The organism is Photobacterium sp. 2_MG-2023 (assembly GCF_030547675.1).
Classification (GTDB): domain Bacteria; phylum Pseudomonadota; class Gammaproteobacteria; order Enterobacterales; family Vibrionaceae; genus Photobacterium; species Photobacterium arenosum.
Window position 1 is genome coordinate 41,841 of the sequence record NZ_JAUOQQ010000007.1, and the last position, 24,009, is coordinate 65,849.

General features: G+C 49.0%; 19 protein-coding genes. 10 read left to right on the forward strand and 9 right to left on the reverse strand.

Annotation, left to right across the window (positions count from 1 at the left end):
- Positions 1–213: 213 nt before the first annotated feature.
- From Q4491_RS07710 to Q4491_RS07735, 6 genes are all read left to right on the forward strand, one after another.
- The gene (locus Q4491_RS07710) at positions 214–2,070 is read left to right on the forward strand and encodes a diguanylate cyclase (protein WP_303456158.1); all 1,857 of its coding nucleotides are present in this window, start codon (positions 214–216) and stop codon (positions 2,068–2,070) included.
- Positions 2,071–2,173: 103 nt separating this feature from the next.
- Positions 2,174–2,329 (forward strand): hypothetical protein, encoded by a 156-nt coding sequence (locus Q4491_RS07715; RefSeq protein WP_237794206.1) that lies wholly within the window; start codon positions 2,174–2,176, stop codon positions 2,327–2,329.
- A gap of 343 nt (positions 2,330–2,672) precedes the next feature.
- Positions 2,673–3,209 carry a diaminobutyrate acetyltransferase gene (gene ectA, locus Q4491_RS07720; RefSeq protein WP_192014967.1) on the forward strand — a complete coding sequence of 179 codons (537 nt, stop codon included), beginning with the start codon at positions 2,673–2,675 and terminating at the stop codon, positions 3,207–3,209.
- Between the two features lie 23 nt (positions 3,210–3,232).
- A complete protein-coding gene (gene ectB / locus Q4491_RS07725; protein ID WP_218383931.1) occupies positions 3,233–4,498 on the forward strand; it encodes a diaminobutyrate--2-oxoglutarate transaminase in 1,266 nt (421 codons plus the stop codon).
- Positions 4,499–4,509: 11 nt separating this feature from the next.
- Entirely contained in the window at positions 4,510–4,905 is a 396-nt protein-coding gene (locus Q4491_RS07730; protein WP_027252509.1) for an ectoine synthase, read from the forward strand.
- 137 nt (positions 4,906–5,042) lie between these two features.
- Positions 5,043–6,476: an aspartate kinase gene (locus Q4491_RS07735; RefSeq protein WP_192014969.1), complete on the forward strand. Its 1,434-nt coding sequence runs from the start codon at positions 5,043–5,045 to the stop codon at positions 6,474–6,476.
- Positions 6,477–6,568: 92 nt separating this feature from the next.
- On the opposite strand, the gene Q4491_RS07740 is transcribed toward Q4491_RS07735, so the two are convergent.
- Positions 6,569–8,851 carry a YgiQ family radical SAM protein gene (locus tag Q4491_RS07740; RefSeq protein ID WP_218383929.1) on the reverse strand — a complete coding sequence of 761 codons (2,283 nt, stop codon included), beginning with the start codon at positions 8,849–8,851 and terminating at the stop codon, positions 6,569–6,571.
- Between the two features lie 306 nt (positions 8,852–9,157).
- On the opposite strand from Q4491_RS07740, the gene Q4491_RS07745 reads away from it, so the two are divergent.
- Positions 9,158–9,745 carry a LemA family protein gene (locus Q4491_RS07745; protein WP_303456163.1) on the forward strand — a complete coding sequence of 196 codons (588 nt, stop codon included), beginning with the start codon at positions 9,158–9,160 and terminating at the stop codon, positions 9,743–9,745.
- On the forward strand, positions 9,742–10,710 hold the full coding sequence (locus Q4491_RS07750; protein ID WP_303456165.1) for a DUF3137 domain-containing protein: 969 nt from the start codon (positions 9,742–9,744) through the stop codon (positions 10,708–10,710). Before Q4491_RS07745 ends, Q4491_RS07750 begins: the two co-directional genes overlap by 4 nt.
- 246 nt (positions 10,711–10,956) lie before the next feature.
- Here the strand turns inward: Q4491_RS07750 and Q4491_RS07755 are convergent, their stop codons facing one another.
- From Q4491_RS07755 to queE, 6 genes are all read right to left on the reverse strand, one after another.
- Positions 10,957–11,568 (reverse strand): LysE family translocator, encoded by a 612-nt coding sequence (locus Q4491_RS07755; RefSeq protein WP_303456167.1) that lies wholly within the window; start codon positions 11,566–11,568, stop codon positions 10,957–10,959.
- Between the two features lie 22 nt (positions 11,569–11,590).
- Positions 11,591–12,418, reverse strand: a complete 828-nt coding sequence (locus Q4491_RS07760; RefSeq protein ID WP_192014973.1) for an AraC family transcriptional regulator — start codon at positions 12,416–12,418, stop codon at positions 11,591–11,593.
- A 166-nt stretch (positions 12,419–12,584) separates the two neighbouring features.
- A complete protein-coding gene (locus tag Q4491_RS07765) occupies positions 12,585–14,129 on the reverse strand; it encodes a PAS domain-containing methyl-accepting chemotaxis protein (protein ID WP_218383925.1) in 1,545 nt (514 codons plus the stop codon).
- A 436-nt stretch (positions 14,130–14,565) separates the two neighbouring features.
- Positions 14,566–15,966 carry an asparagine--tRNA ligase gene (gene asnS, locus Q4491_RS07770; protein ID WP_303456170.1) on the reverse strand — a complete coding sequence of 467 codons (1,401 nt, stop codon included), beginning with the start codon at positions 15,964–15,966 and terminating at the stop codon, positions 14,566–14,568.
- Positions 15,967–16,173: 207 nt separating this feature from the next.
- Positions 16,174–19,035 (reverse strand): hypothetical protein, encoded by a 2,862-nt coding sequence (locus Q4491_RS07775; protein ID WP_303456172.1) that lies wholly within the window; start codon positions 19,033–19,035, stop codon positions 16,174–16,176.
- 206 nt (positions 19,036–19,241) lie between these two features.
- Positions 19,242–19,910, reverse strand: coding sequence for a 7-carboxy-7-deazaguanine synthase QueE (gene queE, locus Q4491_RS07780; protein ID WP_218383922.1), 669 nt, complete (start codon positions 19,908–19,910; stop codon positions 19,242–19,244).
- A gap of 282 nt (positions 19,911–20,192) precedes the next feature.
- Here queE and Q4491_RS07785 point away from each other — a divergent pair, with 282 nt between their 5' ends.
- On the forward strand, positions 20,193–21,410 hold the full coding sequence (locus tag Q4491_RS07785; RefSeq protein ID WP_237794195.1) for an ROK family protein: 1,218 nt from the start codon (positions 20,193–20,195) through the stop codon (positions 21,408–21,410).
- 119 nt (positions 21,411–21,529) lie between these two features.
- Positions 21,530–21,895 carry a thiol-disulfide oxidoreductase DCC family protein gene (locus Q4491_RS07790; RefSeq protein ID WP_237794194.1) on the forward strand — a complete coding sequence of 122 codons (366 nt, stop codon included), beginning with the start codon at positions 21,530–21,532 and terminating at the stop codon, positions 21,893–21,895.
- A 9-nt stretch (positions 21,896–21,904) separates the two neighbouring features.
- Here the strand turns inward: Q4491_RS07790 and Q4491_RS07795 are convergent, their stop codons facing one another.
- A complete protein-coding gene (locus tag Q4491_RS07795; protein ID WP_192015062.1) occupies positions 21,905–22,474 on the reverse strand; it encodes an LON peptidase substrate-binding domain-containing protein in 570 nt (189 codons plus the stop codon).
- Between the two features lie 127 nt (positions 22,475–22,601).
- Entirely contained in the window at positions 22,602–23,861 is a 1,260-nt protein-coding gene (gene bioA / locus Q4491_RS07800) for an adenosylmethionine--8-amino-7-oxononanoate transaminase (protein WP_303456341.1), read from the reverse strand.
- Between the last annotated feature and the right edge of the window lie 148 nt (positions 23,862–24,009).

A 24,009-nucleotide genomic window follows, 5' to 3' on the forward strand; every position in this document is an offset into this window, starting at 1 on the left:
CCTTATATCAAGGTATCAGTGTCAGAAATAAGACTAATTTTTTTATATGACATTCGGGTGTCGTATCAGTGACTCCTTCATTGCATTGGGACGGTTGTAAAGTGTTACTACCAGTGGCTATTTGTCAATTAGGTTGCGACAGGCATCCGGCGATTAAGATATAATCATCAACTTTCAGATTTTGACCGATGTTTTATTCAAAAGATATTTTAGATGAATTTTAAGCCTAAGTATTTGATTAAAATGGTTCTTCCATTGCTTGTTCTACTGGTGTCAGCACTGGTGTATTTAGGCTATTCAGATTATCGTTCTATTCGGGAAAGTGCATACTCACAGGCGCGGGCTAATTTGAACGTGGCGAAAGGGTATTTAGACCTGAATTACATTGCGGTAACAAATCAGTTATTTTTATTATCAGAGATCCTGAAAGGGTCAGGTAATATCCCGGCATTTCTTGATGCGGCTAACTATGTGGTTAACAACCAGAATAAATTTCTGGAAGTCGGATTACTGGTAGATTCAGACTATTACGGGACAGACGGATTTCGCTTGTCGGGGATTGATGTGCGGGTAAATCGACGGCCCTGGTATTCTGAAAGCCAGAAAATCGGTGATCTTTTTCTGTCTGATTTTTATCACAGTAACAGCACCAAAAAGTGGTGTGTTGCCCTGGTGAAAAAACTGGCGATACCCGGAAAAAAAAACGTCAGGATCATTATTGAGCTTGATGCCGGTGCGATGTCCGATGATCTTTCCGATCTGAAAACGATGACGAAGGGTTATGTTTATGCGATTGAGCCGCAGACGAGAAGAGTTGTTATTCACCCCGATAAAGCACGATTAGGCGTAGACTCTGTCAGTATAAACCCCGAATTACTGACAACAATCATGGCTGGCAATGGTAACGGTAATATCCCTTCTTACGAATATGATAATCAATATAAATTCAGTGTTTACGATGCCAACAATAATTTTAACTGGGTGTTATTATCTGGCACCAGCAACAGTGAAATTGCGTCCAATGCTTTGAAAGTGGGCGCTGTGGGCGGCACTTTTCTGGTCGTCGTATTTTTTATTTTACTGGCAGGCTACCTGCATACTCGCGTTCATCAGGTGGGTGGTCAGTTAATTGAAGCGCAGGAATTCGATGAACTGCACGAGCAACTGTCTGCGTTATTAAACGATACTATGGGCAGTAGCCGGGTGTATCTTTTCGTAATGAATGCCAATGAAGGGGTGCTGGAAGAGGCCTATCACAACTTACGGGTAAATGTGCCGGCAGATTTACTTTGCCGTATTGCTGGCTGTCAGCAGCTTGGTCGATTCTGCAAGCCCGAGCAGGATGATATTGTCCGCCTTATTGCGCCAAGCGAGCCCTGTATACGGCTGCCTTTAGTCAACAGCGCAAGACAGAATGATTACCAGCGCCCGGCAAGTCAGCTGATCGGTGTGCTGTATATATGCCAGCCCGGTGCGGCTTACCCATTTTTCGCCAAAATGATTGCCAACTACACGCTCAGCGCTTTGAATCAGATACTATTGACTCAGCACATTCGCAGTGAAGATCAGATGACGGGGCTGAAAAATAAGAACAGTCTTCGTCAGCATATGGATCAGAAACTGATGGACAGTGCCGCCGGCTACTTTCTGGCCATGATTGATGTAGACGACTTTAAGTCGGTCAATGATACCTACGGTCATTTGCTTGGCGACGAAGTCATTCTGAACATAGCGAGTTTGATGGAATACAGTTTTCCGGCACAAGCCGTCCTGTGTCGGTACGGTGGGGAAGAGTTTGCGGTGTTAATGGAAGCACCAGACACAGAGACAGCCCTGAAGACATTGGATGATTTCCGTGCAAAAGTAGAGGCCAGCCGTATTGATATTGATGAAGACACATCTTGCGCCATTACCGTCAGCATTGGTGTTGCTCCTTTACACAAGGGAATGGAATCGACTATCTCGTCTGCAGACAGGGCGCTGTATCAGGCGAAATCGCAGGGTAAGAACCAGGTGCTCAGCGCAGAAATGTGTTCAATCGGTACAGAAACGGAAGCGGCAACAGTCTGATTCTGTAATTGGTGCTAAGTTGAAGAGTTGGCAGTGAATTTCACAGACGGACATATCCTTGATATAACAATCAGGCGATTAACAGACATCAACAGGGGGAGGCATGCTTAAACTTGTAGTGATAATCCTGCTGATTGCAGCGGCGGTAGCCATGGCTCGATTTTTGGACGAGCGAAATCAGAAAAAACTGTATATTGGTATGCTGATCTGTGCCGTCATTGCTATTGCGGTTTTTATGGCAACGGAACTTGCCCGGTAATGTCTGGTAATTAACGGATTCTTTATTTTTTTCCTTCTCAACGTCAAGTCGCTGAGTCAGACGGCAGCGGCTTGAATCGTCCTTATCTTCTTTTCCCACCACTGAATTGAACATTTCTTGTCAGCAGATCTCACTTATCGTGGCTTGATGTCGCTTTAATGACAGCAATATGATTAGTTCTGTAATTATTAGCTTTGTAATCATTTTATGGTATTAACTTGATATATATCAATGATTTATGGATATAATCAGTAATTTGTTATTAATGTTGGGGTTGATTTTATCATTCGAGTCCCTATAATTGTTTTTGAATTCATTAGAGCACTAAACAATGTGGCGACCAATGATTACAATGGCACCATGGGCAATAGACCCAGAAACATCGACTAAGACTCAGGAAGAGTTTGTTTTTCGAAAACCGGAACGAACAGATGGTAATCGAGTGCATTCACTGATCGAATCTTGTCCCCCATTAGACACCAACTCCTCTTACTGCAATTTCCTGCAGACCACTCACTTCAAAGACACATGTATTGTTGCTGAATCAGACGGTGAGATGGCAGGGTTTGTCTCGGCTTACAGAGTCCCTGAGAAGGAAAACACTCTGTTTATATGGCAGGTTGCTGTTGGCGAGAAGGCGCGTGGTAAAGGGCTCGCTTTCAAGATGATTCAACAACTGCTGGCGCGTGATGATCTCAGCGATATTCGCTGTATCGAAACGACCATCACCCGCCTCAATAAAGCCTCTTGGGCGTTGTTTAAGAAGGTGGATCAGGCGAACGGTAACTTAGGTGAAGTCTCGCTGTTCCTCGATGAAGAGAAGCATTTCGACGGTGAACACGACTCGGAATATCTCTATCGCATTCCACTTAAACAATAAATCACGACAAAACAGGATAAGTCATGAATATCTTTAATGCGCAGGAATCAAATGTTCAATGTTACGCCAAAAACTTCCCGGTGGTGTTCTCATCCGCAAAGGGCTGCTGGTTGAACACCAGCGAAGGCGAGCGTTACCTGGATTTCCTGGCAGGCGCTGGTGCGTTGAACTATGGCCATAATAACCCGGTGCTGAAAAAAGCACTGATGGATTACATCGATCAAGATGGCCTGACGCACGGTTTGGATATGCATTCCGAAGCAAAAGCGACATTTCTTGAAAACCTGAAGAATTACATCCTGACCCCTCGTGGTCTGGACTACAAAGTACAGTTCACTGGTCCAACCGGTACTAACGCCGTTGAAGCGGCACTGAAACTGGCGCGTAAAGTCAAAGGACGCCAGAACATTGTTGCCTTCACGAACGGCTTCCACGGTGTGTCTTACGGTGCACTGGCGGCTACCGGTAACCAGCATCACCGTGGTGGTGCGGGTATGGCACTGAGCGGTGTAACCCGCCTGCCATATGAAGGTTACGCCGACCTGGACGGTCTGGCACTGTTTGAAGTTATGCTGACTGATAACTCCAGCGGCCTGGATAAACCGGCTGCTGTCATCCTCGAAACCGTACAAGGTGAGGGTGGTCTGAACGTGGCTTCCGACGAGTGGTTACAGCGCCTGAGCGCTATCTGTAAACGTCACGACATTCTGCTGATTGTCGACGACATTCAGGCAGGTTGTGGCCGTACCGGTACTTTCTTCAGCTTTGAGCCGTCCGGTATCAAACCGGATATGGTGACCCTGTCTAAATCTATCGGTGGTTACGGTTTGCCGATGGCGGTGGTACTGCTGAAACCGGAGCTGGATAAGTGGTTGCCGGGCGAGCACAACGGTACGTTCCGTGGTAACAACCACGCGTTCGTGACAGCCGCTGTTGCTATTGAAGCCTACTGGCACAACGACGAGTTTGAGCAGCACATCAACGCACGCGCTGCCCAGCTGAACGTTACATTACAAAAAGTACTCAAGCAGTACCCGGCAGTATTTGAAAAAATCAAAGGCCGCGGTCTGATGCAGGGTATTGCCTGTCACGATGGTGAATTTGCGGGTGCAATCGGTAAGCTGTGTTTTGCAAACGGCATGATTATCGAAACCGCCGGTCCGGATGATGAAGTGCTGAAGTTCTTTTGCCCGCTGACTATCAGTGAAGCGGAACTGGAAAAAGGCCTGCACATCTTTGAAAAAGCGGTGGCTGAGTATGCAAAATCCAGCATGAAGAAAGCGTCTTAAGGAGAATAAGAATGATTGTACGCACCCTTGAAGAGTGCCAGAACAGCGAACGCCGGGTAGTGGCTGAAAACGGTAACTGGGAAAGTGTCCGCATGCTGCTGCGTGATGACAACATGGGCTTTTCGTTCCACATCACCACTATCTTTGCCAATACCGATACCCATATTCATTACAAGAACCATCTGGAGTCTGTGTATTGCGTGTCGGGTGAAGGGGAAATCCAGACCACAGCCGATGGCAAGACTTACGAGATCAAGCCTGGCACCCTGTATGTGCTGGACAAGCATGATGAACACCAACTGCGTGCCAATAAAGGTGTCGATATGGTGATGGCTTGTGTGTTTAACCCGCCACTGACGGGCATGGAAGTCCACGACAAAGACGGTGTTTACCCAGCAGCCGAATAATCGCAGCTGTATTGACGCAAGTGATTAACCCTCCTTGCGATATCAACCTGAGGGTTACCGGAAGGCGGTGCAAACCGCCTTTCAAAACCATCAGGCTAAGCGCTCTCGCTTAGCTGATGAAAATAAAAGGAGTTACCATGACTCATACCGTTGAAAAGATTGGCGGTACTTCCATGTCTGCGTTCGATGCGGTAATGGACAATATCCTGCTCTATCCAGACAATCCTTATCAACGTATGTTTGTTGTTTCGGCCTATGGCGGTATCACTGACGCACTGTTGGAATGCAAGCGAACCGGTGAGCCGGGTATCTTCCGCTACATTGCAGAACGCAATGATGTGTGGCGTGAGAAATTGAAAGCACTGGAGCAGCGTATGCTGCTGATTAACGACACTATGTTTCCTGAGTTGTTCTGTCGTAACCGTGCCGATAATTTTGTCAAAGAGCGTATTGCTAACGCTATTACCTGTATCGAAAATATTCTGGAAACCTGTCAGTACGGACAGTTTTCTCTGACCAGTTATCTGCCTCAAATCCGCGAGTTTCTGTCTTCTATTGGTGAAGCGCATTCTGCCTTTAATACCACGCTGATGCTGAATAACCTGGGTATTAACTCTCGCTTTGTTGATTTGTCGGGCTGGGGCGCTGAGAACAATGTCCAGGGCGATCTGGATGCGGTGATTCTGGATGCGATCAAAGATATCGATCTGAGCAAAGAACTGCCAATCGTCACCGGCTATGTCTACTGTGATGAAGGTTTGATGAAGACTTATGATCGCGGTTACAGTGAGATGACATTCAGTCGTCTGGCGGTATTGAGCAAGGCCAGCCGCGCAGTGATCCATAAAGAGTATCACCTGAGCAGCGCTGACCCCCGTATCGTTGGTCCTGAGCATGTTCGCCCGATTGGAAAAAGTAACTATGACGTTGCTGACCAGCTGGCTAACCTGGGTATGGAAGCGATTCACCCTAACGCCGCTTCAGGACTTCGTCGTGCCGGTATTGAGCTGGCGGTAAAAAATACCTTTGAACCAGAACATCCGGGCACCCTAATTTCTCAGCATTACCAGCCTAATACGGGTAAAGCCGAGATTATTGCCGGCCGGGATAAGGTCTTTGCGCTGCATTTATTTGATCAGGCTATGGTCGGCCAGGTGGAAGACGTCAGCTATGAGCTGATGGAAATCATCCGCGAAGAGAACGTTCAGCTGATCAGTAAAGAGATGAACGCCAACTCTGTGACTTACTATCTGGACGGCAGTACATCGAGCCAGAACAAGGTGCTGTCCAAAGCAGAGAAGCGTTATCCGAAGGCGAAGATTACCGGAAAAATGGTGGCGCTGATTTCGGTTATTGGTTCGGCTATCGATACCAATAAAACCATGAGTCAGGGTGTATTGTCCCTGCTGGATAAAGATATCAGTCCTAAAGCTGCTCACGCTTCCCTGCGTAACGTTGATGTGCAGTTTGTGGTGAAAGACAGTGATTATCACGGCGCAATTTGTGCTTTGCATGAGAGCTTTATGAGTGAAGGCTCGGCAGCAGTCTCGACAGAGAAAGTCGTCGCTTAACAGTCAGTCACTGTTAGTTCCCCCTGAAATGAAAAAGGCAAGAGCATCGCTCTTGCCTTTTTGATCATTATTTAAAGCGGCTGGGTTCAGTATCAGGCCCGTGCGCCACGTTTTGCTGACGGTTTACCGCGAGTCTGAGGCTTACCCGGCGATGACGGACGTTTGCCTGCGCTTTGTGGTTTGCCGTTGCCCTGAGCGTTGCTGCCAGCCTGGGTTTTCGGTTTACCCGGACCCTGACGCTTTGCCGTTCCGTCTTTACGGATATCCGGCTGATTCGGGTGCTTAGTGGCAAAGCGCTTGGCACCGTGCCGGCTTGAACCGCGACGGGTTGCCGGTGTCAGGGCTGCGTCGCTGCCTTCAGCGGGCACCAGACAGTCGGCGCGGTCGCCGATCAGGTGTTTTTTACCCATGCTGATCAAGGCTTCACGGATCAGCGGCCAGTTAGCCGGATCATGGTAACGCAGCAAGGCTTTATGCAGACGACGCTGACGCTCGCCTTTGGCTACAAACAGATCTTCCCGTTGTTTGTACTTAACGCGTTTCAGCGGGTTCGTTTCCGAGTGATACATGGCCGTGGCATTACACATAGGCGACGGGTAGAAGTTCTGTACCTGATCGCACTGGTAATCATTTTTCTTGAGCCACAATGCCAGATGCAGCATGTCGTCATCGGTTGAACCCGGATGGGCCGAAATAAAGTACGGGATCAGATACTGCTTCTTGCCGGCTTCGGCGCTGTATTTTTCAAACAGCTCCTTGAAGCGGTCATAGGTGCCCATGCCCGGTTTCATCATCAGATCCAGCGTGCCTTTTTCAGTATGCTCAGGCGCGATTTTCAGATAACCACCCACATGGTGTGTCACCAGCTCTTTGATGTATTCCGGTGATTCGATAGCCAGATCGTAACGCACACCCGAGGCGATCATCACTTTCTTGATCCCTTTCACTTCCCGGGCTTTGCGGTACAGATCTATGGTGTGTTTGTGGTCAGTATCCAGCTTCTCACAGATTTTCGGGAAAATGCACGACGGACGACGGCAGTTTTTCTCGGCGCGGGGATCGGAACAACCCAAACGGTACATGTTCGCCGTCGGGCCACCCAAATCGGAAATGGTGCCGGTAAAGCCGGGCACTTTGTCGCGGATGTCTTCCAGTTCCTGCAAAATCGACTCGTGAGAGCGGTTTTGAATAATCCGGCCTTCGTGCTCGGTAATCGAGCAGAAAGAGCAGCCACCAAAACAGCCTCGCATGATGTTGACACTGGTCTTGATCATGTCATAAGCCGGGATCTTGGCTTTTCCGTAGGAAGGGTGCGGTACCCGTGCGTACGACAGGCCAAACACAAAATCCATTTCTTCAGTGGTGAGCGGGATAGGCGGCTTATTGACCCATAATTCACGGTCACCGTGCAGCTGAATCAGTGCGCGGGCAGAATAAGGGTTCGCTTCCAGGTGCATCACACGGCTGGCATGGGCGTACAAAATGCGGTCGTTGCGCAGTTTCTCGAAAGAAGGCAAACGCACGGCGCTGGTAAAAGCGTCGTGGCGGGAAGGCTGAATCTGCACCGTCTGAGCTTTAACCGGCTCAGCATCGGCTTTGGATTTATTGGTCTCGCAGACTTCTTCGGTGGCGTACGGATTAGGCATCACCATAGATTTGCCCGGCTTATCGATGCGGGTGGAATCGATAATTTTATAATGGGCAGGGGCTTCTTTCAGGATCACCGCCGTACCGGCGATGTCTGTCATGGTGCTGATGTCTTCGCCGCTGGCAATGCGGTGCGACACTTCCACCAGTGCACGTTCGGCATTACCGAACAGCAGGATGTCCGCTTTGGCATCAAACAGCACGGAACGGCGCACTTTATCAGACCAGTAATCATAATGCGCCAGACGGCGCAGGCTGGCTTCAATACCACCCAGTACAATCGGGGTATCTTTATAGGCTTCACGGCAACGCTGCGAATACACCAGCACGGCGCGGTCAGGACGCTTACCGCCAACATTGTCCGGGGTATAGGCGTCATCATGGCGCAGCTTGCGATCCGCCGTATAGCGGTTGATCATCGAGTCCATGTTACCGGCCGTAATACCAAAGTACAGGTTCGGCTGACCCAGCGCCATGAAGGCATCTTTATTGTTCCACTCGGGCTGAGCGATAATCCCGACACGGAACCCCTGAGCTTCCAGTACCCGACCGATCACCGCCATGCCAAAGCTCGGGTGATCGACATACGCATCACCGGTCACAATGATAATGTCACAGCTATCCCAGCCTAACGCGTCCATTTCTTCACGCGTTGTCGGCAGAAACGGCGCTGTTCCATAGCACTCGGCCCAGTATTTCGGATACTCGTTAATCTTCTTTAAATTCATGCGTTTACTGTTGCTCGCTCAATGTAGGGCATTTGGGGCAGATATAAAAAACGTACGATTTTACCATGTTCCCGCAGTAATACATCATTTTCTGAGAACAGCATGCTGCAGCGTGAACAGAGCGAGGGATTGTGACTTACTGCCCAGTGGCATTAAAACCGTCACTTTTACTGTTATTTCAGGAATTTTGTCAGTGCCAATGTCATCCGGTCATGTTGTACCCTCCTGTGTCTCAAGGCCTCAACCGTTTTTCCAGTCAGGGACTCTGAAAAACTGTCCGGTTGATCATGATTGTAGGAGAAGATAATGATGGGAATGTGGTTTGCTGTCGGATTCATTGTGGTTGTGCTCTTTCTTGGAGTGGCTATTTACAATGGTCTGATCGCTCGTAAGAATCAGGTTGATAATGCTGATTCGACAATTGATGTGATGTTAAAGAAGCGCTTTGATTTGCTTCCGAATATGGTGGAAACGATCAAAGCTTACATGTCTCATGAAAGAGAAGTGCTGAACGAACTGACAGAACTTCGGACCAGGTTTCAGAGCGATATGGTAACTGGAGAAAAAAAACCTGAACTCGACCGGCGTCTGAATCAGGTATTTTCTCATTTTAACATCATGGTGGAAGCTTACCCGGACTTGAAAGCCAGCAACAATTTCAGCCAACTACAACGAAGCATTAACGAGACTGAAGAGCAGATTGCAGCAGCGCGGCGTGCTTACAATGCTGCGGTGACTGATCTGAATAACGGTATTGAAATGTTTCCGTCTAATATATTTGCTCGCAGAATGGGGCTTACGCAAAGAATTCTTTTTGATATTCCAGAAGCACAGACACAACTTCCTGATATAGCCGAATTATTTGAGAATCGTGCAAATAAGGATGCCCGATGAATATTGATGATCTGAAAAGTGTCTTTGAAAAGGATTTACAACCACAGCTCGCAGTGATTGAACAAGAGCGTTGTGATGTGGTTGTCACACGGGATATGTGTGTCTTTGTCGGCGTATTGGCAGTGATCATTGGTACCATTGTACTTTTTGGAACCTATATTGACCCGAATATCATCATGGTGTGTGTTGGTATCATTCTGGCTATATTAGGTTTAATTTATCAAATGAAGTGGAATGAGTATCGCGTTGTTTATAAGCAGAAAGTAATTTCCAGAATCATTCAAAGTATTGATGATTCGCTTGAGTATAACCCGACAGGCAGTATTGAACGGGAGGTTTATGACAGAAGTGGTCTTTCTCCAGGTGGATATAGTCAGTTTGAGGGCGAAGACTTTATCAGTGGGAAAATAGGGCAGACTGCAATAGAAATGTCGGAAATTCACACCAAATATAAAGTCAAAAGGAGAACTGCCGGCGGAAAAACAAAAACATACATGCAGACTAGATTCCGAGGCATGGTCATCATCGCAGATTGTAATAAGCATTTTAATAGTCAGACTTTTGTCTCAATTGACAAAGGTAAAGATGATTCGTTTCTTGAGAATATCAAACAGGGTTTTGTGGGTACGCCCCACAACTTGGTTCGGCTGGAAGATCCAGAGTTTGAGCGATATTTCGATGTCCATAGCACCAATCAGGTCGAAGCAAGATATCTACTGACTCCTGCTTTCATGCAGCGGGTTGTGGCATTTCGTGAAAACACAGGCAAGTACTTGGCACTGTCTTTTGTTGAAGGAAAGTTATTCATCTCAGTTTCTGGCGGCGATATGAAATATTTTGAACCTAAGCTATCGGATTCGGCAACTGATTTTAATACCGTAAAAGATATCTTCTCTGAGTTAAAGCTATTGATGGGGTTGATAGATGCTTTGGATTTAAATACACGTATTTGGTCTAAAGCATAAGTTGTATTAGTTCTGACTAGATCTGACACTTCAATTTTAAATGGAGAGAGTTACCCACTTTGATTAAAGGTGCTGAATCCGTAATCAAAGACAATAAGAGGTAACTCTCATCCATCATAGTTGCAATCCAATCATTAAATACAAAACTGACCTTTTCAATTTTTCAGAAGAAATCGGCAACAACAATGGCTAGTTTAGTATCGAATTTCATTAATTTTTCAACTCGCATTTAAAGGATGAATGAATTTAAAGGTGCTTGAATAAATCAATGTAAATATGTGTATAGGCCATTTTCATCGCAACATAAGCTAATAAAAAAGCCATGAATAATTGGAAATATCTGAAAAGATCTGTGCTGCTGATACGCTTTCCTATCAGTTTCCCGGTGAGTGAATAACTTAAGGGCGCACCGAAAGCGAACACAGATAATGCAATAGAAATAACCAATGCCTTTAATCCGACAATATTCAGTGCCGGAAACTGAATGGTCACAATGGGCAGACAGGCAATAAAACCTTTCGGGTTCAGTAACTGAAGCATCAGCCCATCCCGGAATGTCAGATCAGGCAAGGCAGCGGATGTATTATCCGGTTCTCGTCCTGATGTGAACAACTTCCAGGAGAGAAAAAGCATATAAGTACAGCCCAGAATACTGATATATGGAATAATGGTTTCATGAACAACCGAGTGACTGAGAAAGCTCAATGAAAGGAAAAGAATTAACATGGCGAAACTCACGCCCATGAAAAAACCTGTATTCTTATTTGTTTTATTATTCAGTCCTGTATTAAAGCTGAGCAGATTTACAGGACCAGGTGAATACATTATTGAAAATGCATATAGCCAGATCTCAAGCATATTTTTATCCAGTTGAAAGTTGTTAGCGTGTTATTTGTAATTGATATTGTTTGGGTGTCATGCCGTAACTGCGTTTGAATCGGCGGTTTAAATGGCTGATATCAGAAAATCCGCAATCTGTTGCGACATCAATCACGGACTCGCCCGTCTCCAGTGCTTTTCGTGCATTGTTAATCCGGCAATTAATTACGTATTGATGGGGTGTAATCCCAAACTGGGAGCGAAACAGCCGTATAAAATGGTACTTCGACATAGTGGCCGCGCTGGCAATATCATCGATGGAAATGTTCTGGTTCAGATGCGCATGTATATACTCTTTCGCCCGCAGTAACAGTGTGTCGATACGATTCGTGGGTGGCTGTTCATTCAGCTGTCCGCCTCGGCGTACCAGCGAATGTGAAAGCTGAAACAGTCCCGATTCCAGTTCTATGTTTGTGGTGGCCGGATTTTCCATCAGCGCAGAGAGCTTCAGCGTCTGCTGACGCAAAATCATATCGTCAAGTAAGGTACCGCTGATTCTGGGAAGTTGCCCCTGACGTACACCTAAGGCTCTGAACTGGGGAATAAATACCTCCGGATGTATGTATAACATCCGGTACTCAAGCTCCTGAGTATCGCCGGAACAGCCGTCATGGACGTCTTCCGGGTTAAATATCAGCACCCCGCCAGGCGGACTGCGATGAAAAGCCCGTTGGCAAAAGAAATCCTGCCGTCCTTTGAGGGTCACACCAATGGCATATTCTTCGTGAGCGTGTTTGTCATAGGAAAAGTCACTCATTGTGGCATGAAGCAGGGTAACGCCAGCCAGATGAGGGCTGGTAATAAATTGAAAGCTATTGTCCGGTTTCATTCCTGTCCTCCTGAGTGATGGCATAAAGACAGGTTAAACAAAATGTGTACTGATTGCTTGGACAATATTGCTCATCTCAATCGCAACCATAAAAAAGGCCGCATCGCGGCCTTGGGGGGTTACGGGCAGTGGTCGGGTATAGCACTGCTTTTTCAGGGGGAAAGGGTTAACCGAAGGATTTACTCAAGCCTTCCAGAAACGTCACTTTCTCGCGCATTTGGTTTGCGGCCTGTTCCATGCGCGACATCATCACAAGGTTTTCAGACGAGGAGGTGGAAATCTGATGGACGTTGTTACTGATCTCCTGGGCCACAGTGCCTTGTTCCTCCGCCGCTGCGGCAATTTGCGTTGAAATATCAGCAATTTCATCCACCATGGACACCACTTCCAGAATACTGGCTGCCGTATCATTGGTATGGGCGACACATTGCTGAGTTTTCTCAATACTCTCGGAAGAGGTTGCCTGCCACTGGTTCAGGGTAGCGTTGATGTTGACAATGCTGGTTTGAATATTTTCTGTCGCACCGTGGGTACGCTGAGACAAAGCGCGCACTTCGTCTGCCACGACCGCAAACCCCCGCCCTTGTTCGCCAGCCCGTGCCGCTTCGATAGCAGCGTTCAGTGCCAGCAGGTTGGTTTGCTCTGCAATGCCCTGAATTTCCATCATCATGGTTTCAATCTGTTCCGACACCTTCACCAGTGACTGGGCGGTTTGTGCCGCGTTTTCGGTGTCTTTGGCCAGGTCATTGATGTTGTTTTGCGTGAGTTGCAACACTTTGGTGGTGTTAGCGCATTTTTGCTGCGCGGTGAGCACTTTGTCTGTCGTTAACTGAGTATTCTGTGCAATTTCCGTGGCAACAGCCGACATTTGGGTAATGGATGTGGCGATATGCTGGGTATCTTTGTCCTGATTGGAGATCGAGTCTCGGGTGGATAGAGTGACACTGGTGAGTTCATCTGTGACTTCGCGAATGGTCAGCGCCGCATCATCCACCCGGCCCAGCACGGTTTTCAGCCGGGCATCGTTTAATTTCAGATGGAAATCGGCAATGGATGTCATGTCATCACCGCTGTAGACAATCCGGGTGAGGGCATCATAGTTATTCGACAACTGCTGAAAAAAACGGGGTACAGCAAATAGTTCACCCCGACAAAGGATCGCAATGAAGATCAATGGAACAGCAGCGGATAGGAATTCGAACTGAGGGATATAAAAGTGCGTAAATGCCACGCACAGCACGGTGAGCAGGGCAGACAACCCCAGCTTGGCCCAGCTGGACAGACGGAATCCATAAGGATTTTTGTCATTGTTCAGTTGCTGATAGACATGCGTAGCTGTGTTGACCATGTCCTGAGTAGGCTTGCGGCGTACGGACTGATAGCCAGAAACCCGATTGTTTTGGTATAGCGGGGTGACGTAAGCATCCACCCAGTAATGACTGCCGTCTTTGCAGCGGTTTTTAACAATGCCCCGCCAGGGTTTTTCTGCTTTCAGGTGGCTCCACAGGTCACCAAAGGCCGCCCTGGGCATGTCCGGGTGGCGAATAATATTGTGGTGTTGCCCGACGAGCTCGTCAAAACTGTAGCCACTGACTTCTACAAATTCGTCATTGGCATAGGTAATGACACCTTGCAGATCTGTTGTTGTCACTAATTGAGCATTAGGATCAAGCACCACTTCCCGGTCATTAACCTGGCGATTTTTACGCATGAGTTGTCCCTCTTCGTAACGCAATAGATGGCAGCATTGTTGAACTGTTAGCAGTTCTTTTAATTATGTGACACGTCTGACTCAACTCTAGATGAGGGGTATTTAACCGCACAAGGCAAATACCGGGGATTTGAAATTCCTCAAAGAATGCAAATTTAGTGGCAGAAAAAGTAAGCAAAGCTGAAATCAGCGATTATTATTTATGCCCACAGAGTATATTTTACGCTTAATAAGTCAGATGGATTGGGTGACATAATTCCATATAAAGAGTGCGTCAATTCTGGGTGAACATTTAATGGATAGTCTGCCATCACGCGATAACAGCCAGTATTTGTCTGAATATTGTCTTAAGTGGCGAAGGTGTGGTCGATCAGGCAAGAAAAAACCCTGCGAGCGAAAGCTGGCAGGGTTTGATATCAGCCGAATAAATGACTGATTAGAAGTTCGCGGAACGCGGTGTACGTGGGAATGGAATTACGTCACGAACGTTAGCCACACCGGTTACGTAAGAAACCAGACGCTCAAAGCCCAGGCCGAAACCGGCATGTGGTACAGTGCCGTAACGGCGCAGATCGCGGTACCAGTTCATATCTTCCGGGTCGATGTTCATTGCACGCATGCGCTGATCGAGAATGTCCAGGCGCTCTTCACGCTGTGCACCACCGATGATTTCACCAATGCCAGGTGCCAGAACATCCATGGCCGCTACTGTTTTGCCATCATCGTTCATACGCATGTAGAAGGCTTTGATGTCTTTCGGGTAGTTCTTCACGATAACAGGCGCGTTAAAGTGCTCTTCCGCCAGATAACGCTCGTGCTCAGAAGACAGGTCGATACCCCACTCAACGTCGAACTCGAACTGACGGCCGGACGCTCTCAGGATCTCAATGGCATCTGTGTAGTCAACCTGAGCGAAATCAGAATCTACAAATTTCTCCAGACGGGTGATTGCTTCTTTGTTGATGCGCTGTGCGAAGAATTCCAGATCATCGCGGCGCTCAGCCAGCACGGCTTTGAACACATACTTCAGCATGTCTTCTGCCAGTTTAGCGACATCGTTCAGATCCGCGAATGCCACTTCTGGTTCAACCATCCAGAATTCAGCCAGGTGACGGCTGGTGTTGGAGTTTTCAGCACGGAAAGTCGGGCCGAAAGTGTACACTTTGCTCAGAGCACAGGCGTAGGCTTCAGCGTTCAGCTGGCCGGAAACCGTCAGGAAAGTCTCTTTGCCGAAGAAATCTTCGTTGAAATCGACATTGCCTTGTTCGGTACGTGGCAAGTTTTCCAGATCCAGCGTAGACACGCGGAACATCTCACCGGCACCTTCTGCGTCAGCGGCAGTGATCAGCGGTGCAGAGACCCAGAAGTAACCCTGCTCGTGATAGAAGCGGTGAATGGCCTGAGACAGACAGTTACGCACACGGGCAACCGCGCCAATCACATTGGTACGCGGACGCAGGTGGGCCACTTCACGCAGGTACTCAATCGAGTGGCGTGTTTTCGCCATTGGGTAGGTGTCTGGGTCATCTACCCAGCCAACCACTTTGACGTCAGTCGCTGCCAGTTCGAAGTCCTGACCCTGAGCCGGAGATGCAACCACTTTACCCGTTACTTCCACCGAACAGCCAGTTGTCAGCTTCAGGACTTCTTCCTGGTAATTATTCAGTGCATTCGGGACCACGGCCTGAATCGGGTCGAAACAAGAGCCGTCATAGATGGCAAGGAAAGAGATTCCGGCTTTGGAATCCCGACGTGAACGGATCCAACCGCGTACAGTGATTTCACTGTCTACCGCAATCTTACCGCTCAGTACGTCTGAAACAGGCGCGTAAGTCATGATGTCATTATTCTCCGTTTAGGCACGACTGAGTGCTGTGCTTAATTTACTGTCCAAAACAGCAATATTACCTGTCTTGACACAAGCATCAAGCCTTGATGCGTTACCTGATGGGAAATAATCACATTGTGTCGTGTTTTGTGTTGATTAAATAATCGCTGAGGCAACTCTGACGGCCGGTTTAAGACCGCCAGAGTGATTTTTAACCTAAGGCGCGGGTGTCGCCGGCGGTGTTAAGTCGCATGTTTGTTCGTCCCTTAATATGGTGCCGGGGTACGGGCTGTCAGGAAGCGGGGCTTCTGTGGGGGACTGCACCGTAAAGGCCGGCACATTCGCTGCCGGGATCAGCGCAACCAGATCGCTCCACATCTCGCCGTCGTCTGCACCCAGAGCCGGTGTCGCACTCTGCCAGCGGGTGAAATGATTGAAGCCTTTGACCGTGAATGCCAGACCATCGGTATCTGAGACTTTTATCCACTCTTTGAAGTTGCCGGTCGGGAATTTTTTCGCGCCATTGCTGAAGGTTTCATCAATCTGCGCCTGAGACATGGCATTTTCGTAATACAGAGTGCCATCCGCTTCGAGTTTCCAGCGGATCGGGATGTCAAAGCCACAGCCGTCGCTGTCTTTGTAGCGACCGGTATTAAAGCCGCTCTGGCTGTCTGCCTGCGCATTTAATACCAAATGACGGGAGGTATCGCTGAACGTCAGGGCTTTACCTGCCAGCATGTTCTGGGTGAAGCGGGGGGTTCTCCCTTCCCAGCTGACGGTACAGCTGGCTGCCTGGCTGGTGAAGGCAGCCTTGGTTTTTGCTGTTGCAGGCATCTGGCTGCCACTGTTCCAGCCAGAATCGTTGGCGGTGCAGGCAACCAGAGTGTCGGGGGTATATTGCTTGGTCATCAGGTTATCAATGACGCTGTTATTGGCCCCGCCTAAGTCACTCTGACTGTAATATTTGACGGCCAGAATCGGACGATCCTGGTATTTCTTGTGGGTGAGCGCCCATAACTGGTAATCGCTGAAGGTATCATTGCTGTTTTCAGTCAGGCGCAGGAAACCCTTGTCATTCAACAGCCAGCTACGATTGCTGCTGCCCGGTTGCAAAACGGTGTTGAGGTAATACTCCCAGGTGTTGTCGCTTTTCAGGATCAGGGTTTCCAGCTCGCCCAGCGAGCTCGGGTCAGTGGAGATTTGTACCAGATGCTGATCAACCAGGCTGTTGACACTGTCTGTGACGAAACGCTCATCGCCGCCACATTCGGTCACAGAATTGAGGAACTGATCTTCAGTGGCAGGGGAGGTATTGCCAAAGCTGCAGTCGCCAAAAGCAGGCAGATTGTCACGGGAAGTCACCGCATAGATCTCGTCTTTGGCGGCGTTATTAAAGCCGGCAAAGTGGTAGTCGGTGTCTTTCAGAATGGCCTCGCCCTGATGGACCGCCCCTTGTTCGACGACCAAAAATAAGTAGGGCGTATCAAAGGGGTAATGGTTGGCAAGTTGTTTGACAACATCAGGTACGGCGAACTGGAACATCTCTTTGCCCAGGGTCGACACCGCACCCCAGATACCGGTTTCAACTACAATCCAGTCATCACCGCCGACATTGACCCAGTAGTTGGCCTGATGCGTGCCGTTAAGTACCAACTCCACCACGACGTTATCGGTCAGATGGTAACCGTTGACCTGCTCAATACTGCCAGCGCCTTCTACCGATACTATATCCTCAAGGGCTGTGTAGGGGACGGTCGGGTTGTCTCTGGGCGCCACAGTACACTCGTCGCCACCGACCTGTGTGTTACACAGCAGCATACGGGTAGCCACCGGATTCCAGGTGAAATAGTAGCCTTTGGCAGCCTCGCCAAAGGTGGTGTCGGCGGGCACGTAGCGGGTCATGAAGTGGTTTTCTTTGGTGGTGAGAAAATCATGCATTTTCAGGCCCGCCAGTGAATAGCTGTTGACCCGCATGGTGATGTTGCGGCCATCGGCTTCTTCGAGTCCGGCATCTGTCATGCTGGCGGTGCTGCTGGACGAAATCAGCACCTTGAAATACTCGTACAGATCTTTCCATCCGCTGGAGGTCAGGATCTGGCCTTTAATCGCGTCTTCTTTGCTGTCGAACTGAACCAACCCTTGTTCGCTGAGGTAGGTGAAATCTTCCGTCAATGTGATATCACTGTCGCCATTTTTGGTCCAGCGCCAGTCGATCTGACGGGTTTCATTGTCAGCGGTATCCGGGCTGCTGTAGTCCATCATATCGGCTTCTAGCGTGCTGCCGGTGTTTGAGCTGTGGCTGGCCAGTCGCCAGAAACCCGAGTTGAAGATGGTGGCTATCTCGTCTTTTTGTGCCGTCAGCTCAGTGTATTTGCGGGTCATGATGCCTTCAAGGATGTCGTTGACTATGCTGAGCGACATCAGATTGCTCAGGCTGACGCCATTGAGCCCCAGTTTGGGGATCAGGGTGACACTCAGTTCATCAGCCAGCTCATTAACGAAATCGCCGGCATCCCGGACATCGATATTACTGGGGTCACTGACAGTTTCACCAAATATGCCCCAATGGCCGTCTGTGGCGACGCGTTTTATCAACGCACGGTAGGCGAGTGTGGTTTTCAGGGACAGGGCGATCTCGGTGTCCGTTAACGGTGTCATGAAGAGATTGGTCGGTAAGTCGTCGCCGATGGCAAATTGCGGCACGCCATTGAGATCCAGCACCAGCACGCCATGCAGCAGCAGTGGCACCTGAGCTTCAATACTGTAGTTACCGTCTGTCATCGCAAAACTGGTGATGTCACCCTGACCCATCACTTTGCCCTGCTGATTGATAAACAGTACAGCAAAGTTGTCCTGATACAGATCCGGTGTGGCCGCATAAGCCTGGCTGACAGGACTCCAGCTCAGCCTTTGCTGTGCTGTCATCAACCCGGCAGGCAAGTCGACAGTGACGGTAAATTTGGTTTTGACGGGTGGCAGCTCAGCAGGTTGAATGCCTGCATCATCTCCGCCGCCACCGCACGCAGAAAGCAGTCCAGCCAGAAACAGGCTCAGACCAAGTCTCAGATAGGTGCGCATAACATTTCCCCTGAATACTCAATGCAGCACGTGTTATACCAATCTCATGGCCGATCATAGGCGGCTGGATTGGTTTCGGTGTTTGGGCTGAGTATAGGTAAACGGCGGGCAGGGGAATGTAAAACTCTATGGGTCGTCTCATCTGTTGAGACAGCATCTAAGAATTGAGACGACCGAAAACAGGTGGGGCTGAGGTGTCAGCTTAATCAGGCAATCGACAGGTATTTATGTGTCTGGATAGACAGGCGCCAGTTCCGGGCAATACAGGTTTGAATGCAAAGTTCGGTAGCTCTGGTTTTCTGGCTGATGGGCTGCAGGGCGATGGTAACCTTGTCCTGCAGCGGCACGCCGGCTAACAGCGCATCTAACTGGTCGATATCCTTTTGCGTCCCGACAGGGTGCTTGATTTCATTAGCGCGTGACAGTGCGCCGGGCAGGACCGGCAGCTTGCCTTTCATGTTAATTTTCGGCGAGACAGTCACCCAGGTCTTGTCTGTGGCCAGCACCTCGTAAGTGCCACTGGTTTCAATCTGGCAGCCAAAGCCGTTGGCTTCCAGCTGTTCAGTCAGCGGGCGTAAGTCATACAGACAAGGTTCGCCACCGGTAATTACGACATGACGAGCTGTGTATCCCTGCTCAATCAGTAGGTTGACAATGCCGCCGGCATCCAGAGACGTCCAGCTTGGCGAGTCGCCCTGCTTGGTAAGCATAGCGCTGACGTTAACTTCGTCCTGAGGCTCGGCACTCCAGGTTTGTTTTGTGTCGCACCAGGCACAGCCGACAGGGCAGACTTGCAGACGGACAAAAATAGCCGGCACGCCTGTGAAAACACCTTCACCCTGGATGGTTTCAAAGATTTCATTGATTTTGTACACGGCTGACCTCAAAACAATCAATCAAGTTAACGTGAAAAAGGGTGTTTTGGTACCCTGAACCTCAAAGGGCGCGTATTATGTCAGAACCCTGCGTCATTGTCTCTAGAGCCACATATCTTTCAATCATGCTGCTTGTTTGTCCGGCCCGGTAATGCGAAGACCAAAAGGGACAGGCTGGTCGTGACTGGGTTCACGTCCTTGGCACAAGGGGCTTCACAATTACTTCGCAAAGTAAAAAAATTCAATTTCTTGCGTATTCGTTAACCTTTGAGGATCCAGAGCATGTATGTCGCTCAACCCGGTCATATCGATCATATCAAAAGAAACAATGCCGGAAGCGTCTACAAACTTATCGATCAGTATGGGCCTATTTCCCGTATCGAGCTGTCGAAAAAGAGCCAGTTAGCGCCAGCCAGTATTACCAAAATCACCCGTGAGCTGTTTGACGGGCATCTGATCAAAGAAGCTGAAATTCAGGAATCAGGCAATCGCGGCCGTCCGGCCATTGGCTTAGTACCCGATAATGATGGCTGGCAATTTTTAGGTATTCGTCTTGGCCGGGGTTACCTGACCATTGCCTTGCATGAGCAGGGTGGCGACATACTGTTCGAGGAGCGTCAGGATATCGAAGAACTGGCGCAAAATGATGTGTTGCAAAAGCTGCTCGGTGAAATTGAAAGCTTTTTTGCCCGCCACGCCAAGCAGCTGGATCGCATTACCGCCATTGCCGTTTCCTTACCGGGCTTGGTGAATTCCGATAAAGGCATGGTGCTGCAAATGCCACACTATGAAGTGAAAGATTTACCTTTAGGGCCGGCAATTCATGAAGCAACGGGCCTGCCGGTTTTTATCGGCAACGATACCCGTTCCTGGGCGTTGGCCGAGCAATTGTTCGGCAATGCCAAAGATGTGGCGAATTCTATTCTGATCTCCATTCATCATGGGGTGGGTGCAGGCATCATTCTGGATAACAAAGTGTTACAGGGCCGGATTGGCAACATCGGCGAGCTGGGCCATATTCAGATCCAACCTGATGGTCTTCCCTGTTATTGCGGCAATAAAGGATGCCTGGAAACGGTAGCCAGTTTACAGGCCGTCAGGCAGCAGGTGAAATCCCGCCTGGCCTTGGGGGAAGGGTCATCATTGTACGGCAAAGAACTGACTATCGAAACCATTTGCGAGGCTGCCGTGCAGGGCGATCCGCTGGCATATCAGGTGATCACTGAGCTGGGCTTCCACTTAGGCCGGGCCATTGCCATTATGGTTAATCTGTTCAACCCTGAGAAGGTGCTGATCGGCGGCGAATTCAATCAGGCCAAATCGGTGTTGTATCCCGCCATTATTGAGTGTGTAAAGAGCCAGTCTTTGCCTGTGTACAATCAGGATCTGCGTATTGAAGAAACCAGTTTTTATACCCAGGCGACCATGCCTGCCGCCGCGCTGGTGAAGCAGGCCATGTATGATGGCCATCTGCTGGTGAAGCTGACTGAAGAAGGCTAGCCGCTTTCAGATGCAACTTTGGTAAAACGCAGCAAACTACCCGTTCGCTGCGTTTTTTATGCCTATTACCCGTTATCAGCCAGACTTAAAGTAAGCGTCCGGCAATCAGGAGAACCTTCATGAAAACAAGCAAAATCACTGTGTTTTATGACGGAGCCTGCCCGACCTGTGTCCGCGACCGGAAATGGTATGAATCCTGGCTGGGTCAGCATCCGCATCTGGTGGAATGGTACGACATTACCGGTAAAGATGAAGAGTTGGCCGCGATGGGCATTGTGCCCGACGAAGCGCTGAGAGAGCTGCACGTTCAGGACAACAACGGGGCGGTTCACAAGGAAATGGATGCCTATATACTGCTGCTTAAACAAATCTGGTGGATGCGGCCTGTGGCCTGGCTGATGGGGCTTTCCGGCATCCGGCAGGTGTTATCTGCCGTTTATCGCCGTATGGTTGATCAGCGGTTAGCCCGCGAGGGGCGAGGTTAAACGGCGGCGCTATATATCGTCGTGCCTGAGCTCTTCATCTATCACATTGTGCAGGAAAGACAGCGCTGCACGATGGTCATTCCGGCTCATAAACCATTGTTTTTGATTAGTTTCTAATGGCAAGATTTCAAGCCATCGCTGGCAGACCCAGGCCATGTCAGTAAAGTCGGGATCCGGGTAATTCGCGGCGTAATCGGGATATTCATCAAACAAGGCTTCCAGGCTATTGGCAATGGGTTTGTCGATGAAGCGGGTGGAACTGGGTGTCCAGTTTTTTATCGCACTGACCTCGCCAAATCTCAGGCCGTCTTTTTCCTGCCAGTGATTGTTGATAACGAATTTTTCTATACCCCGTATAGTGATGCCCAGTAATCCGTCAGGTAATTGTTCAAAATCTGTGATTTCGACCCGGGTGCCGAAATGACACAGAGAATCACCATCTTTCATGCACAAGCCAAAACCATCGCCTGATGACATCGCCAATGTCACTAAGCGGGTATAGCGGGGCTCAAAAATTCTCAGTTTACTAACGCCTCCCGGCAACACATAGAGTCTGAGCGGGAAAAGGGGTAACTGCATCATACTTGGCCTTCTGACAGCATGTTTGTAAAAGGCCGCTAAATGGTGCGGTGTATATGACGGCCTTACAATGACTCTTACATAGAGTATATCTGGTCAAACATGAGGATCTGTCTGTTTTTCGATATTAGTGCAATGATTGTAAAATGGCGAAAATCAGTTTGTTAAGCTGATGATTATTAATGATAAATGGCGGCATGATGTAGATAAGTTTACCGAATGGACGAATCCAGACACCATTGTCTACAAAACTTTGCTGTATCGTGACCATGTCCACAGGTTCATACAACTCCACCACACCAATTGCACCGAGCCAGCGAATGGCTTTCACTTTGTCAGACTGAGCGACCACGGGCAGTAATTCGGCCAGTTGCGCTTCAATCTGGCTGACCTGCTGCTGCCATTCACCTGTTTCCAGCAAAGACAGACTGGCATTGGCCACGGCGCAGGCCAGCGGATTGCCCATGAAAGTTGGGCCGTGCATAAAGCAGCCTGCAGCACCGCTGCACACTGTGTCGGCAAGGTGCTTGGTGGTCAGGGTTGCAGCCAGGGTCATATAGCCGCCGGTCAATGCTTTACCGACACACATGATATCCGGGCTGATGCCGGCATGTTCACAGGCGAAGAGTTTGCCTGTCCGGCCAAACCCAGTCGCAATCTCATCGACAATCAGCAGCACACCATAGACATCGCACAATTCTCGCACACGACGAAGAAAAGCAGGGTGGTAGATACGCATTCCTCCTGCGCCCTGAACGACAGGTTCCAGGATGACAGCGGCAATGTCCTGATGATGATCATCGAGTTTGGCAGCGAAGTCTGCAATATCACTCTCATCCCACTCGTCATGAAATCCGAGCGTGGGCGAATCTGCAAAAAGATGCTCTGGCAGAAATCCTTTATACAGGCTGTGCATTGAGTTATCGGGATCAGTGACCGACATAGCGGCAAAGGTATCACCGTGATAACCATGCCGCAGTGTCAGGAATTTTGCCCGTGGTTCACCTTTTGCGTGCCAGTACTGAAGCGCCATCTTCAAAGCCACTTCCACCGACACTGAACCGGAATCTGCCAGGAATACCTGCTGCAGAGGCTCAGGCGTCATGGCAATCAGTTTGCGGCACAATTCAACCGCAGGCTGGTGGGTAAGGCCGCCGAACATGACATGCGACATCCTGCCCAGCTGATCCTGTGCGGCCTGATTCAGTACCGGGTGATTGTAACCGTGAATCGCCGACCACCAGGAAGACATACCATCAATCAGTTCCCGGCCATCTTCCAGATACAGGGTCACGCCATCAGCATGAGTCACTGGGTAGCAGGGTAGGGGGTTAATGGTGGAGGTGTACGGGTGCCAGACATGCTGACGATCGTAGTCCAAATCCACCTGTGAAGCCGTGAAGTGGTTGGAGGAGTTCTTTTTGATGGTGATATTTTGCACAGATGTAAACCCTGTATTTTCTTTGTGGTTGACAGTGTACTTACTGAAAGTAGACTTGCAAGTATTCAAACCCGTGGAATTGTTACGGTTATCG

Excerpts from the sequence above, each read along its gene's own strand:
- Q4491_RS07760 (WP_192014973.1), bottom strand. The coding sequence starts at position 12,418 with ATGAAACCGGACAATAGCTTTCAATTTATTACCAGCCCTCATCTGGCT.
- Q4491_RS07715 (WP_237794206.1), top strand. The coding sequence starts at position 2,174 with ATGCTTAAACTTGTAGTGATAATCCTGCTGATTGCAGCGGCGGTAGCC.
- Q4491_RS07745 (WP_303456163.1), top strand. The coding sequence starts at position 9,158 with ATGATGGGAATGTGGTTTGCTGTCGGATTCATTGTGGTTGTGCTCTTT.
- Q4491_RS07765 (WP_218383925.1), bottom strand. The coding sequence starts at position 14,129 with ATGCGTAAAAATCGCCAGGTTAATGACCGGGAAGTGGTGCTTGATCCT.
- ectB (WP_218383931.1), top strand. The coding sequence starts at position 3,233 with ATGAATATCTTTAATGCGCAGGAATCAAATGTTCAATGTTACGCCAAA.
- Q4491_RS07710 (WP_303456158.1), top strand. The coding sequence starts at position 214 with ATGAATTTTAAGCCTAAGTATTTGATTAAAATGGTTCTTCCATTGCTT.
- Q4491_RS07790 (WP_237794194.1), top strand. The coding sequence starts at position 21,530 with ATGAAAACAAGCAAAATCACTGTGTTTTATGACGGAGCCTGCCCGACC.
- Q4491_RS07730 (WP_027252509.1), top strand. The coding sequence starts at position 4,510 with ATGATTGTACGCACCCTTGAAGAGTGCCAGAACAGCGAACGCCGGGTA.
- Q4491_RS07755 (WP_303456167.1), bottom strand. The coding sequence starts at position 11,568 with ATGCTTGAGATCTGGCTATATGCATTTTCAATAATGTATTCACCTGGT.
- ectA (WP_192014967.1), top strand. The coding sequence starts at position 2,673 with ATGATTACAATGGCACCATGGGCAATAGACCCAGAAACATCGACTAAG.
- asnS (WP_303456170.1), bottom strand. The coding sequence starts at position 15,966 with ATGACTTACGCGCCTGTTTCAGACGTACTGAGCGGTAAGATTGCGGTA.
- Q4491_RS07740 (WP_218383929.1), bottom strand. The coding sequence starts at position 8,851 with ATGAATTTAAAGAAGATTAACGAGTATCCGAAATACTGGGCCGAGTGC.
- Q4491_RS07795 (WP_192015062.1), bottom strand. The coding sequence starts at position 22,474 with ATGCAGTTACCCCTTTTCCCGCTCAGACTCTATGTGTTGCCGGGAGGC.
- Q4491_RS07735 (WP_192014969.1), top strand. The coding sequence starts at position 5,043 with ATGACTCATACCGTTGAAAAGATTGGCGGTACTTCCATGTCTGCGTTC.
- Q4491_RS07750 (WP_303456165.1), top strand. The coding sequence starts at position 9,742 with ATGAATATTGATGATCTGAAAAGTGTCTTTGAAAAGGATTTACAACCA.
- Q4491_RS07775 (WP_303456172.1), bottom strand. The coding sequence starts at position 19,035 with ATGCGCACCTATCTGAGACTTGGTCTGAGCCTGTTTCTGGCTGGACTG.
- Q4491_RS07785 (WP_237794195.1), top strand. The coding sequence starts at position 20,193 with ATGTATGTCGCTCAACCCGGTCATATCGATCATATCAAAAGAAACAAT.